The organism is Streptomyces sp. NPDC088124, assembly GCF_040685895.1.
Lineage (GTDB): Bacteria > Actinomycetota > Actinomycetes > Streptomycetales > Streptomycetaceae > Streptomyces.
Genome location: NZ_JBFBJB010000015.1, coordinates 126903 through 140726 on the forward strand (window position 1 = coordinate 126903; position 13824 = coordinate 140726).

The 13824-nt window shown below is 72.4% G+C and carries 9 protein-coding genes; 6 read left to right on the forward strand and 3 right to left on the reverse strand.

Translation table 11 applies throughout. The features are described 5' to 3' along the window. Positions 1–116: 116 nt before the first annotated feature. From AB0P17_RS14870 to rbsD, 6 genes are all read left to right on the forward strand, one after another. Complete coding sequence (locus AB0P17_RS14870) at positions 117–2204, forward strand: beta-N-acetylglucosaminidase domain-containing protein (protein WP_365810963.1); 2088 nt, start codon at positions 117–119, stop codon at positions 2202–2204. Between the two features lie 219 nt (positions 2205–2423). Then, positions 2424–3572, forward strand: coding sequence for a LacI family DNA-binding transcriptional regulator (locus AB0P17_RS14875; RefSeq protein WP_365810965.1), 1149 nt, complete (start codon positions 2424–2426; stop codon positions 3570–3572). Continuing rightward, entirely contained in the window at positions 3569–5200 is a 1632-nt protein-coding gene (locus AB0P17_RS14880) for a sugar ABC transporter ATP-binding protein (RefSeq protein WP_365810966.1), read from the forward strand. Before AB0P17_RS14875 ends, AB0P17_RS14880 begins: the two co-directional genes overlap by 4 nt. Next, a complete protein-coding gene (locus AB0P17_RS14885) occupies positions 5190–7154 on the forward strand; it encodes a substrate-binding domain-containing protein (protein WP_365810968.1) in 1965 nt (654 codons plus the stop codon). Before AB0P17_RS14880 ends, AB0P17_RS14885 begins: the two co-directional genes overlap by 11 nt. 104 nt (positions 7155–7258) lie before the next feature. Continuing rightward, complete coding sequence (locus AB0P17_RS14890; protein ID WP_365810970.1) at positions 7259–8224, forward strand: ribokinase; 966 nt, start codon at positions 7259–7261, stop codon at positions 8222–8224. After that, on the forward strand, positions 8221–8607 hold the full coding sequence (gene rbsD, locus AB0P17_RS14895; RefSeq protein ID WP_365810971.1) for a D-ribose pyranase: 387 nt from the start codon (positions 8221–8223) through the stop codon (positions 8605–8607). The genes AB0P17_RS14890 and rbsD overlap by 4 nt, the downstream gene beginning before the upstream one ends. 18 nt (positions 8608–8625) lie before the next feature. Here rbsD and AB0P17_RS14900 read toward each other — a convergent pair whose 3' ends face one another. The 3 genes from AB0P17_RS14900 to AB0P17_RS14910 all read right to left on the reverse strand — a co-directional run bounded on the left by AB0P17_RS14900 (position 8626) and on the right by AB0P17_RS14910 (position 13581). Next, positions 8626–10380 (reverse strand): nickel transporter, encoded by a 1755-nt coding sequence (locus tag AB0P17_RS14900; RefSeq protein WP_365810973.1) that lies wholly within the window; start codon positions 10378–10380, stop codon positions 8626–8628. 77 nt (positions 10381–10457) lie between these two features. After that, a complete protein-coding gene (locus AB0P17_RS14905) occupies positions 10458–11894 on the reverse strand; it encodes a tetratricopeptide repeat protein (protein WP_365810975.1) in 1437 nt (478 codons plus the stop codon). Positions 11895–12039: 145 nt separating this feature from the next. Then, complete coding sequence (locus tag AB0P17_RS14910) at positions 12040–13581, reverse strand: DUF4331 family protein (RefSeq protein ID WP_365810977.1); 1542 nt, start codon at positions 13579–13581, stop codon at positions 12040–12042. Between the last annotated feature and the right edge of the window lie 243 nt (positions 13582–13824).

The following is a 13824-nucleotide window of genomic DNA, read 5'->3' on the forward strand; positions in this document are numbered from 1 at the left end:
GTCCCCACCAGTGGAATTCGTCCGGCCGCGCCATCTTGACACCCGCCGCTCCGAATGGTGGTTTAGACCAATCGGTCACCGGCCGGTGACCGAGTCCAGCTCCCCTTGGAGTTGCCGTGCCCCGTTGGTCCCGAAGGCACCACCCCGGACATTCTCTTCTCGGCCTCCCCCTACTCGGCGCCCTGGCACTGACGTTCACCGCCCTCGCCCCGCTCACCGGCCTCACCCCGCCCGACTCCCTCACCGCGGCGCCCGCGGGCACGTCCGCCGCGCCGGACCCGCTCCCGGTCGTCACTCCCACACCGCAGCGCATGACGGCCGCGGGACGCGCCCTGTCCGTACCGGACCGGGTCCGGCTGGTCGTCGGCGAGGGTGCCGACGCCGCCGGTCTCGATGTGATCAGGAAGGCCCTGACCTCGGCCGGGGCTCGCACGATCGACGAGGTGGCGCTCGATGAGGTGGCGCTCGGCGAAGCCGCCGTCGGCGCGGCGGAATCCGCCCGGCCCCCGGCCCGTGCCAGCGGCGCACGGGGGCCCGGCCTCACCGTCGTGGTCGGTTCGATCGGGGACGGGCCGGTGTCCCGCGCGCTGCGCGCGGCGGGCGGAAGCGTCCCCGACACCCTCGCCGCCGAGGGGTACTCGCTCGCCACCACCGCGGGCGACCGCCGTACCGGCTCCACCGCCGTCCTCGCGGGCAACGACGCGGACGGCGTCTACTACGCGGCGCAGACCTTCCGGCAGTTGGTGACGGCGGCGAGCAGGACCATCGCGGCCGTGTCGATCACCGACCATCCCCTGATGGCCCTGCGCGGCAGCATCGAGGGTTTCTACGGCGCTCCCTGGTCGCACGCGGACCGGCTCGACCAACTCGCCTTCTACGGCGCGGTCAAGGCCAACACGTACATCTACGCGCCCAAGGACGACGAGTACTTGCGCGAGAGCTGGCGCGACGCCTACCCGGCCGACCGGCTGGCCGCCCTGCGCGAGCTGATCGGGCGCGCCACCACCCACCATGTCGACTTCACCTATGCCATCTCCCCCGGCCTCTCCATCTGTTACAGCGATCCCAACGACGTGCGGGCCCTGGAGAGCAAGCTCGAATCCCTCTACGCGCAGGGCGGGCGCAGCTTCTACGTGGCGCTGGACGACATCAGTTACACGAGCTGGAACTGCGACGCGGACCGGGCGAAGTACGGTGCGCCGGGCCGGGCGGCCGCGGGGCAGGCACAGGCCGATCTGCTCAACGCGGTGCAGCGCGACTTCATCGGGACGCACGCCGGCGCCCAGCCGCTCCAGATGGTGCCCACCGAATACTCCGACATGGCCGACTCGCCCTACAAGAAGGTGCTGCGGGAGCAGCTCGACCCCCAGGTGGTCGTGCAGTGGACGGGCAACGACGTCGTCCCGCCGTCGATCAGTGTGGCCGACGCCCGTGCGGCCTCGGCGGTCTGGGGACGCAAGGTGTTCCTCTGGGACAACTATCCGGTCAATGACTACGGGCAGACCACGGGCCGGCTGCTGATGGCCCCGTACGACCGCCGCGAGGCGGGGCTGCACGAGGAGTTGAGCGGCATCGTCCTCAACCCCATGAACCAGGCGGCCGCGAGCAAGGTCGCGCTCTTCGGCGGGGCGTCCTTCGCGTGGAACGACGAGGATTACGACGCCGGGCGGACCTGGCGCGCGGCGGCCGGCCATCTGTCGGGCGGCGACCCCGCGACCACGCGGGCGCTGCTGGCCTTCTTCGACACGCAGCATCTCGCGCCGACGTTCGGCCCGGAGAACTGGCAGCCGCAGGCACCCGCGCTGCGCGCGGCGCTGGACGAGTTCCGTGCCGTATGGGCCACGGGCTCCGTCCAGGAGCGGCGGGCCGCGCTGGGCGAACTCTCCGCCCGGGCCCGTGAGCTCGCCGACGCGCCGGAGCGGATCCGGGAGGGAGTGGCGGACCAGGGCTTCCTCAGGGAGACGGCGCCGTGGCTGACGGCGCTCGATCTGTGGGGCGGCTCGCTCGACGCCACCGTGAAGGGGTTGCGGGAGCAGCTCGGCGGCGGCAGCGGGGAAGCCCGCTTCGCCGAGGCGGCCGAACTGGCCCGCCGGGCCGCCGCGGTCAGGACGGTCCCGGGCACGACCCGGCCGCAGGGCACGATCAAGGTCGCGGACGGGGTCCTGGACACCTTCATCCGGGAGGCGCCGGGCCTGCGCGGCTGAGCACGGCGAGGACGGCCGAGAACGGCAGGGACGGCTGAGAACGGCAGGGACGGCTGAGAACGGCAGCGACGGTCGACCCGGCGGGGCAGTGGCCCGGCCGGGTCACTGCCCCGGTTTCATCACAATCAGGTTTCGGGATACCCCCGAAGTCTTGCCTTCCGCACGTGTAATCGATTCCAATCCCTCATGTAATCGATTCCACGAGGAGGTGGACCGACGATGGCGGCCATCAAGGACGTCGCGGCCGAGGCAGGTGTCTCCGCCGCCACGGTGTCCCGCGTACTCAACGACCATCCGTCGGTCAGCGCGGAATCCCGCGCCCGGGTGCTCGCCGCCGTCGCCGCGCTGGGGTACCGGCCCAACGCGGTGGCCCGCTCCCTGCGGACCGACGAGACCCGCACCCTCGGCCTGGTCATCAGCGATGTGCTCAACCCGTACTTCACCTCCCTGGCGCGCGCCGTGGAGGAGGAGGCGCGGGCCCTCGGCTACAGCGTGATCATCGGGAACGCCGACGAGCGGCCCGAGCTCCAGGACCACCACGTCCGTACGCTGCTGGACCGCCGGATCGACGGGCTGCTGCTGTCCCCCGCCGACCGGGGGGCGAAGCTGATCATCGACGCGGTGCGCGCCGCGACGCCCGTCGTCTTCGTCGACCGGTGGATCCCGGGGGTGGACGTGCCGGTCGTCCGGGCGGACGGGCGCGCCGCCGTACGGGAACTGGTCGCCCATCTGCTCGCCCTCGGCCACCGCAGGCCGGCGATCATCGCGGGCCCCGCGGCCACCACCACCGGCAGCGAGCGCGTGGACGCGTTCCGCGCGGCGCTCGGTGAGCACGGGGTGGCGCTGCCGGAGGCGTACATCGGCCAGGGGGACTTCCAGGCGGAGAGCGGACGCCGGGCCGCCGAGCGCTTCCTCGATCTGCCGCGGCCGCCGGACGCCGTGTTCGCCGCGGACAACCTGATGGCCCTCGGCGCGCTCGACGCGTTCCGCGCCCGGGGTCTGCGGGTCCCCGAGGACATCGCGCTCGCCGCGTTCGACGACATCCCCTGGTTCGTGCACACGGACCCGCCGATCACGGCCGTCGCGCAGCCGACGGACGAGCTGGGGCGGGCCGCCGTACGGGCGCTGGTGGAGCGCATCGCGGGCCGCGAGCCGCCGTCCGTGACCCTGCCGGCCCGGCTGGTCGTCCGCAGCTCGTGCGGCGCGGGCCGCCCTCCGGGCCGCGTCGGCCCCCCGCGGGGCCGTGTGGACCCCCAACCGGACGCCCCACCGGGCCGCACGGAGCCGGAATCACCGGAGCCGGGGGCACCGGATCCCGTCCCGTCGGAACGAAACCCATCAGCACGATCGCGAAGGAGCGACCCGTGAGTCACCCGGACGAGTTGCTGCGTGTCGAAGGGATACGCAAGACCTTCCCCGGCGTGGTCGCGCTCGACAGCGTCGACTTCGACCTGCGCCGCGGCGAGGTGCACGTCCTCCTCGGTGAGAACGGCGCAGGCAAGAGCACCCTCATCAAGATGCTCTCGGGTGCCTATCGGCCCGACGCCGGACGGGTACTCGTCGGCGGCGAGGACGTACGGATCCACGGCGCGCAGGACGCGGAGCGGCTCGGCATCGCCACCATCTACCAGGAGTTCAACCTCGTCCCCGACCTGACGGTGGCCGAGAACATCTTCCTGGGGCGCCAGCCGCGCCGCTTCGGCCTCGTCGACCGCAAGAGGATGGAGGCCGACGCGGCCGCCCTGCTGGAGCGGGTCGGCGTCACCACGCCGCCCCACACCAAGGTGCGCGAACTGGGCATCGCCCGGCTCCAGATGGTCGAGATCGCGAAGGCCCTCAGCCTGAACGCGCGCGTGCTGGTGATGGACGAGCCGACCGCCGTGCTCACCTCCGAGGAGGTCGAGAAGCTCTTCCGGATCGTGCGCGCCCTGCGCGAGGACGGGGTGGGCATCGTCTTCATCACCCACCACCTGGAGGAGATCGCGGCGCTCGGCGACCGGGTCACCGTGCTGCGCGACGGCCGCAGTGTCGGCCAGGTGCCCGCGTCGACGCCGGAGGACGAACTCGTACGGCTCATGGTGGGCCGCAGCATCGAGCAGCAGTACCCGCGCCACCGCACCGGGGCCGGCACCGCCCTGCTCAGTGTGAGCGGGCTGACCCGGCATGGTGTCTTCCACGACGTGGGGTTCGAGGTGCGCGCCGGTGAGGTCGTCGGCATCGCGGGGCTGGTGGGCGCGGGCCGCACCGAGGTGGTACGCGCCGTCTTCGGCGCCGATCACTACGACACCGGCACCGTGCGCGTGGCGGGAACTCCCCTGCCGCGGTACGACGTCGGCGCGGCGATGGCCGCCGGGATCGGCCTCGTGCCGGAGGACCGCAAGGGCCAGGGGCTGCTGCTCGACGCCTCCGTCGCGGAGAACCTCGGCCTGGTCACCCTGCGCTCCGCGACCCGCGGCGGGCTGGTGGACCGCAACGCCCAGCACACCGCCGCCGCCCGGATGGCCGGACAGCTCGGCGTGCGGATGGCGGGACTCGAACAGCGGGTGGGCACCCTTTCCGGTGGCAACCAGCAGAAGGTCGTCATCGGCAAGTGGCTGCTGGCCGATGTCCGGGTGCTGATCCTGGACGAGCCGACGCGCGGTATCGATGTCGGCGCGAAGGTCGAGATCTACCAGCTCATCAACGAACTCACCGCCGCGGGCCATGCCGTGCTGATGATCTCCAGCGATCTGCCCGAGGTGCTCGGCATGAGCGACCGGGTGCTGGTCATGGCCCAGGGCCGGATCGCCGGTGAACTCGACGCGGCCGAGGCCACCCAGGACGCGGTGATGGCGCTCGCCGTGAGCACCGGCCCGTCCGCGGCCGGCACCGCCGCCGCCCCTGTAACGAACACCGCAACGCACACTGCAACGAACACCGCGACGGACACGGTGACGGACACCGTGACGAACGCGCACACCGACGAAGAAGGAGTGGAGGGCTCCCGTGGCCACTGACACGCTCAAGAGCGAGAAGAGCACGACAGGCGGCGGTGGCGCCCCGGGGCTCCGCCGTCTCCTCCTCGACAACGGCGCCCTGAGCGCCCTGGTCGTCCTGGTGGTGGCGATGTCGCTGCTGTCCGGCGACTTCCTCACCACACAGAACCTGCTGAACGTCGGTGTGCAGGCCGCCGTGACCGCGATCCTCGCGTTCGGTGTCACCTTCGTCATCGTCACCGCGGGCATCGACCTGTCGGTCGGTTCGGTGGCGGCGCTCTCCGCGACCGTACTGGCGTGGTCGGCCACGTCCGAGGGGGTGCCGGTGTGGCTGGCCGTCATCCTCGCCGTCGCCACCGGCATCGCGTGCGGGTTCGTCAGCGGCGCGCTCGTCTCGTACGGCAAACTCCCCCCGTTCATCGCCACACTGGCCATGCTCTCGGTGGGCCGCGGCCTCTCCCTGGTGATCTCGCAGGGCAGCCCGATCGCCTTCCCCTCCTCGGTCTCGCGGCTGGGCGACACGCTCGGCGGGTGGCTGCCGGTGCCGGTCCTGGTGATGATCGTGATGGGGCTGATCACCGCGGTGGTCCTGGGCCGTACCTACCTCGGCCGTTCGATGTACGCGATCGGCGGCAACGAGGAGGCGGCGCGCCTCTCCGGGCTGCGGGTCAAGCGCCAGAAGGTCGCCGTCTACGCGCTGTCCGGACTCTTCGCCGCCGTCGCGGGCATCGTCCTCGCCTCCCGGCTCTCCTCGGCGCAGCCGCAGGCCGCGCAGGGGTACGAACTCGACGCGATCGCCGCGGTCGTCATCGGCGGCGCGAGCCTGTCGGGCGGGGTCGGCAAGGCGTCCGGCACCCTGATCGGCGCGCTGATCCTCGCCGTGCTGCGCAACGGCCTCAACCTGTTGTCGGTGTCGGCCTTCTGGCAGCAGGTCGTCATCGGTGTCGTCATCGCGCTCGCGGTGCTCCTCGACACGGTGCGGCGGCGCGCCGGATCGACCCCCGTCGCGGGCGGCGCCGCCGGTACGGGCGGGCCCGGGGGCAGAAAGACGCAGGCGGTGAAGTACACGGTCGCGGCGGTGCTGGTGGCCGCCGTCATCGGCGGTGTCTCCTTCTGGAACAACGGCTCGTCCGGCGGCGCGACCAAGCTGGGCATGTCCGTCTCCACGCTCAACAACCCCTTCTTCGTGCAGCTGAAGGCCGGTGCCCAGGCGGAGGCGGCGGCGAAGGGAGTGGAACTCACCGTCACCGACGCGCAGAACGACGCCTCCCAACAGGCCAACCAGATACAGAACTTCACCAGCGAGGGCATGTCGTCCGTGATCGTCAACCCGGTCGACTCGGACGCGGCGGGCCCCTCGGTGCGCGCCGCCAACAAGGCGGAGATCCCGGTGATCGCCGCCGACCGCGGGGTCAACCAGGCGGAGGTCGCGACGCTCGTCGCCTCCGACAACGTCGCGGGCGGCGAACAGGCGGCACGCACACTGGCCGAGAAGCTCGGCGGCACGGGCCGGATCGTGATCCTCCAGGGGACGGCCGGCACCTCCGCGAGCCGGGAGCGCGGCGCGGGCTTCGCCCAGGGCCTCAAGGCGTTCCCCGGTATCAAGGTCGTCGCGAAGCAGCCCGCGGACTTCGACCGCACCAAGGGCCTCGACGTGATGACGAACATGCTCCAGGCCAACGGTGACGTGAACGGTGTCTTCGCCGAGAACGACGAGATGGCGCTCGGCGCGATCAAGGCGCTCGGCGGCCGGGCGGGCGCGTCGATCCCGGTGGTCGGCTTCGACGGCACGCCCGACGGGCTGAAGGCGGTCGAGGCGGGCACCTTGTACGCGTCGGTGGCCCAGCAGCCCAGGGAACTGGGCAAGCTCGCCGTACGCAACGCGATCGAGGCCGCCACGGGCGAGAAGATCGACGCTACGGTGAAGGTGCCGGTGAAGGTGGTCACGGCGGAGAACGTGGCCGACTTCTCCTGACGGCCGCCGCGGACCGCGCACGCCGGTTCTCACCGCGCGCGCCGGTACCCACCGCGCGGGCCCGTACCCACCGAAGTCCCCCGAGGAAACGGAGAGAGACAGCGATGTACGACTACGACCTGCTGGTCGTGGGGTCGGCCAACGCCGACCTGGTGATCGGCGTCGAGCGGCGCCCCGGCCCCGGCGAGACCGTTCTCGGCTCGGACCTGTCGGTCCACCCGGGCGGCAAGGGCGCCAACCAGGCCGCCGCCGCCGCCCGCCTCGGTGCCCGTACGGCGCTGCTCGCGCGGGTCGGTGACGACGCGCACGGCCGGCTGCTGCTCGACTCGCAGCGTGCGGCCGGTGTCGACACGGCGGGGGTACGGTCCGGCGGGGCGCCCACCGGGGTGGCGCTGATCACGGTGGACCCGTCCGGGGACAACAGCATCGTGGTGTCCCCGGGCGCCAACGCCCGGCTCACCCCGGAGGACGTACGGGACGCGGCGAAGCTGCTGGCGGGGTCGCGGGTGGTCTCCGCCCAGTTGGAGATCCCGTTGGAGACGGTCACCGAGGTGGTACGGGTGCTGGCGCCCGGCACACGCTTCGTCCTCAACCCGTCGCCCCCGGTGGAACTGCCCGCCGAGATCCTCGCGGCGTGCGATCCGCTCATCGTCAACGAGCACGAAGCGCGGGTCCTGCTGTCGGCCGGTCCGTCCTCCGAGAACTCCCCCGAGAGCTCCCCCGGGGACGAACCGGCCGACTGGGCCCGGGCGTTGCTCGCGCTGGGGCCCCGCTCGGTGGTCATCACCCTGGGTTCGCGCGGGGCGCTGGTGGCGGACGCCCGCACCACGGCGCTCGTGCCGTCCGTACCGGTACGGGCCGTGGACACGACGGGCGCCGGTGACGCGTTCACCGCCGCGCTGGCCTGGCGGCTCGGCACCGGCGAGGAGTTGGCCACGGCGGCCGCCTACGCGGCGCGGGTCGGCGCCGTGTCGGTCACCAGGGCGGGCGCCCAGGCCTCGTTCCCGACGGCGTCGGAGGTGGCGGCGCTGTCGAGCGGTGACCCGTCGGAGCGGGGCGTGTCCCGGTGAGGAAATCGGGCATACTGAACCGTCATCTCGCGGGTGCGCTGGCCGAGTTGGGCCACGGGGACGGGGTGCTGGTCTGCGACGTCGGGATGCCGGTTCCGGTCGGCCCGCGCCTGGTGGACCTGGCCTTCGTGGCCGGTGTGCCGTCCTTCGCCGAGGTGCTGGAGGGGCTGCTGGCGGAGCTGGTCGTGGAGGGCGCGACCGCCGCCCACGAGGTGCGGGAGGCCAACCCGGAAGCGGCGCGGCTGCTGGCACCGCTCCCGGACCTCGGCTTCGTCCCGCACGAGGAGCTGAAGAGGCTCTCGGCGGGCGCGCGGCTGATCGTACGCACCGGTGAGGCGCGGCCGTACGCCAATGTGCTGCTGCGATGCGGTGTGTTCTTCTGACCGTGGTACGGCGACGGCTCACCCCAGGCCGGTCACAACTCCCCGCAGCAGCAGTCCGCAGCCGAGGGCGAGCACAACGGTGGCCGAGGCGAACGGGGCCATCCGGTGGGTCAGTGCGAGGAACCGGCCCCGGGGCCGGGCCGCCAGCCTGCGGGTGGTGGTCTCCCGGAGCCGTACCACCGCGAAGCCGGCCCCGGCGAGGGTGACGGCGAGCCCGGCACCGTACGCGATCACCAGCAGGAACCCGAACCACGCCTGGCCGAGGGCGGCCGCGCCGACCAGCACCACGACGGCGGACGGGCTCGGGACCAGTCCGCCCGCGAAGCCGAGGAGGATGATCCCGCGCAGACCGGGGGCGGGCGGAAGGTGGCTGTGCGCGTGGCCGTGGGCGTGCGCGTGGTCACCGTCCTTGACATGGTCGTGACCGTGGCCGGGGCTGTGGCTGTGGCTGTGGCCGCGCGTGTGCTCGGGGTCCTCGCGCTCCACCGTGAGCGTGGCCACCGGGGCTTCGGCCAACTCGCGCTCGTGGGCGGGTTCGTGGCGGTGCGCGGAGGCGAGCACCGGGAGCCGGTCCTCGTCCGCCGCCTCATGGGTGTGTCCGTGCGGATGACCATGACCATGGCTGTGCCCGTGCCCGTGCCCGTGCGCGGGATCGTGGCTGTGCCCGTGAGGGTGGCCGTGGCTGTGCCCGTGGGGACGGCCACGGTGCCGCCATGCCCGGCGCAGCAGCAGCGCGCCCGCGATCGCGACCAGCGCGCCGCTCGCGATGGAGAGCGAGAACACCACGGTGGGCGCCGCGGCCGAGCCCGCCACGATCAGCGCGCCCAGGGCGAAGACACCGAGGGTGTGTGTCATGGTCACCGAGAGCCCGAGGGCCAGCACATCGCGCAGGGAGCTGCGACCGCCCGCCGTCGCCGCGGCCGCCATCATGGTCTTGCCGTGCCCCGGGGCGAGCGCGTGCATGGCGCCCAGCAGCAGGGACACACCGAGCGCGAACGCCGCGAAGCCGAGGGTGAGTTCGTGCCGGGCCACCAGTCCGGTCAGCGCCTGTGCCCAGCGGTCCGCCCCGCGCGGCAGCACCCCGGCCACCGGGGAACCGCCCTTCTCGTCCTCGCCCCCGGCCAGCGCGGGGCCGCCGGCGTGGACGGTGAAGGCGGCCGACTTCTGGTCGGGCGGTGAGGAGAGCAGATCGCCGGGGTAGGAGGTCAGCCGCCGCGAGAGGGAGTCGCGCGGCAGGTCCCCCGACTCGCTGAGGGCCATCCGGTCGCCCTGCGCGGTGATCTCACGCCAGCCCGCGCCGGTCGCGACCCCCGCCGGGTGGTAGGTGAGCCGCAGCGGCTCGTCGTCCGGCAGCGGCGCGGTCAGTTCGCACGTCACCCGCAGGGTCCGCAGTCCGGCCTGCCCCGGGCGCTCCTGCGCCTTCGCGCCGCCCGCCGTGACGGCGACGGCCTTCCCGCCGCCCTCCCCCACCATCAGCCGCGCGCCGTCGGCGGCGGTGTCGCACCGCGCCGTGGCCCACGCGGCCAGTTCGGCGGCGTCCAGCTCGTCGTTCCCGTCGGTGTCGATACGGCCCCGCTCCTGCGCGGCCGGGATCTCCGCCAGGTCCTCCACGTGGTCCACCCGCAGCGCCTCCGGGGCGACGACCAGGCCGTCGTACTGACTGACGGTGAAGTTCCCCAGCGGGTGTGCCTGCGCGGCCGAGGCGGGCAGCAGCGCGAGCGCCGTCCCGGTGACGAGGGTGGCGAGCGCGGTGGCGGCGGTCCGTCGGTGCACGGACCGCACGGACCGCCCCGCGCGACGCCCCGCCGAGAAGCGTCCGGTCACGGAACCTCCGGTCATGAAGCCTCCGGTCATGAGTCCTCCCGGGATCCGGATCCGGCCGGCGCGCCCAGCGCGGACCTGGCCTCGCGCGCGCCCGTGGGCGAGAAGCCGGGGTTCAGGTCGAGCGCGGCCGTCAGGTGGCGGCGCGCGGACCGGTCGTCGCCGAGGGCGCGTTCGATCATGCCGCGGTGGTAGAGGAAGGACGCGTTGCGGTAGCCCGGTGACGCGGCCGTCGCCTTCTTCGCGTACGTCAGCGCCTCGCGGTCCTCGCCGTTCGCGTGCAGCGCCCAGGCGAGCGCGTCCGCCGTGTGCACGCTCTCGCGGCGGGACCACTCGGCGCGCGCGGCTTTCAGCGCCTGCTTGGCGTCGCCGTGGTCCGCCTCGATGAGCGCGGACTCCAGGTCGGTGGCGACACCGTTGGCGCGGGCCAACCGGGTCCAGACACCGACGAGTTCGTACTGTTGCCCGGCCTGCTCCCGCTGCCCGGCCGCCTCGCGCAGTTCGCCGAGCGCGGCCAGCTGGCCCGGCAGGGGGAAGCGGCGTACGACCTCCTCCAGATCGCTCAGCGCCTCCTTGGTCCTGCCCTGAGCGGCATGGGTACGGCCACGTCCCTCCAGCGCGGGGACGTACCGCGGATCGGCCCGCAACGCGGTCGTGTAATGGCCGAGCGCCTCGTCGTACTGCCCCTGGCTCCAGGCGAGTTGGCCGAGCGCGGTGGCGACGTACGCCACATCGGCGGTGCCGGACGCCGATTTCAGCGCGCGCAGCAGCACCTCACGCGCGCCCTTCGGGTCGCCCCGCAGCTCCCGTACGTACGCGTACCGGGTGAAGACGGGGAGGCCGGGACGGCGGTCGTCGGCGAGTTCGACAGCCTTCGACGCCTCGTCGTAACGGCCGAGTTCGACCAGCGCGTCGACCCTCGTGGCGAGGGCGCTCTCGCTGTACGGATTGACCCGCAGCGCCCGGTCGGCCTGGCTCAGCGCCGCCGGGAAGTCGTGCCGCGCGGCGGCCAGCGCCGAGCGCCCGGCGAGGGCGGTGTCGTTCTCGTCGGCGGGGCGCAGCGCGAGCGAGCGCTCGAACGCCTGCTCCGCCTGCGGATAGCGCGTCGGGTCGCCGCTCGTCCTGGCCTGCTCGACGTAGGCCGTGCCCAGGGTCGCCCACCCGGTGGCGTCCTTGGGCTGGTCCTTGAGGTGTTTCTGGAGGGACGCGATGCCCTGTGCGAGGTCCCCCGAGGCCAGCCGCTCGACGGGGACGCTCGCCGCGAGCACGGGCGCGGCGGATACGCCCCGGTCCTCCTCGCCGCCGGCGCCGAGCGCCACCGAGGTGGCGGTGAGCACCAGCGCGACGGCCGTGACGGTGAGGACACGGCGGCGGCGCCCCGTACCGGCGGCGCTCCCCCGACCCTCGCACTCATCCTCGCCCTCACGCTCACGCCCTCGCGCGAACTGCGGCTTCCGTACGAGCATCGGTCTCGCCTTCCTCGGTTCTCATGGTCGGGTGGTACGTGGTCGGGTGGTACGGCGGGGGTGGGGTGGCCCGGCGGCGCCCGTGGGGGAACGGATGACGCCGCCGGGCCGGTCAGGTGGCCCCGGACTGCCGGTGGTCCGGAGCTCAGCCGACCCAGGACGGGCGCGAGCGGCGGGCCCGGAACCAGGTGGCGACGAGGCCGATCAGCAGGGCGACGACGGCGCCCACGCCGGCGGAGACCAGCATCACCGTGGTGTTGGACCACCCGGCGGTGAGCGAGTTCATGCCGCCCGTCAGCCCGGTGCCGGACGCCTTGGTCTCCACATCGGCGGCGTCGACGTCGGAACCGGCCTTGGGCAGGGCCACGTACGGGAAGTTCTTGTCGAACTCCTTGTCGTTGGCGTCGACCTCGTCGCCCAGGTCGTTCTCGGCTCCGACGAGCTCACCCTCGACGACCTGGAGCGCGATGTCGAGCACGTCGTCCGAGAGCCGGCGCCCGTTCGGGAAGCCCGCGTTGTCACCGTCCAGCACGCCGAGCCGCTTCGGCTTCTCGACCGGCTTGATGGAGGTGTTGAGGCGCAGCATCTCCGACGGTGTGACCTTCGGCGGCTGGTTGAGGTCCTTCACACCGGTCAGGAAGACCGAGACGAGGTCGTCGCGCGGCTCCGCCGGGGCCTTGATGTCGTAGATCGCCTCGATGAGCTTCGGCAGTTCCGGCTCCGTGACGTTCTTGAGGAAGTCGCCGTCGTCCTCCGGAGAGGAGGCGTTGAACTTGTCCTTGTCCTTGACGGGGTTGACGACCTCGTTGACGAGCGGCATGCCGAGCCGGGACACCCGGGTGTACTCGCCGGAGGCGTTCTGGCGCTCCGTGGTCGAGTAGATGCCGATGATCGGCTGTTCCTTCGACTCCTGGAGGTACGAGTTCGGCACCTGGAGGGCGATGGAGTTGACGCTGTAGCCCTTGAGGGTGTCGTTGCCGACCTCCGACAGGTCGCCGCCGTACAGCAGGTCGAAGACCCGCAGATCGGCGAAGAACGGGTCGTCGGCCTGACCGGCGAACGCCTTGATCCCGCCGGCGACCTTCGTCACCGCCTGGTCGCGGAGCTTCTGGTAGTCGGGCATCGACGCCTTGCCGACGTTCGACGGGGCGACCGGCAGGTTCTCGGCGACCTTGTGCTGGGAGACGACCTTCTTGTGCTCCAGCCGCAGCAGTTCGATGTCGTAGGTCTGCGTGAAGTTGAGCTCCGGGGAGTCCAGGCTCTCCACCACACCGGTGTTGTAGAGGAAGGTGTCCTCGTTCTTGCGGTGGTCCTTGAACGTGAACCGGTAGACGAGATCGTCCTGGGCATCGCCGTTGTTGTCGATGCGGATGTCGTAGCGGGCGTCGGTGGCGAACGTGAAGAAGTTCGGTCCGCCCGCCGGCTCCTGGAAGGGAAGGACGTTCGCGATGATGGTCGTGGTGTCGGGGTGGTCGGGGCTGACGAACGCGTAGAGGTCCGTGTTGTCGAACTGGGGCTGTCCCGAGATCAGGGGAGCCTCGCGGTGGCTGGAGGCCTGCGCGGCCTGTGGCGCCAGCGCGGCCACGCCGGTGGCGGCGAGCCCCCCGGCGGCCAACGCACCACAGGCGAGCAGCGCGACGCTCCCGCGTCCTCGCCACGTACGCCCGCTTCTGGTGATTGGGGTCATCGAGTCCGTCCTTCGTCCGCATCGGGGCCGTTCCGGCTTGCTGTACACGTCCTTACGTGCGTGACCCCGTTCTTGTTCGGTCTCGTTCGCGGCGAGTTGGGGCGCCGGAGGGCCGGCGGCGGCAAGAAGGCATGGCAGGGCTGGGGTGTAGCCCGATCGGACCTCTTCAAAAAAATTTCCGGCCGGACCAATCCATCCGGGGCCGTGCAACGAAGAAGAGAAGACGGGGGGTGTTTCCGCACG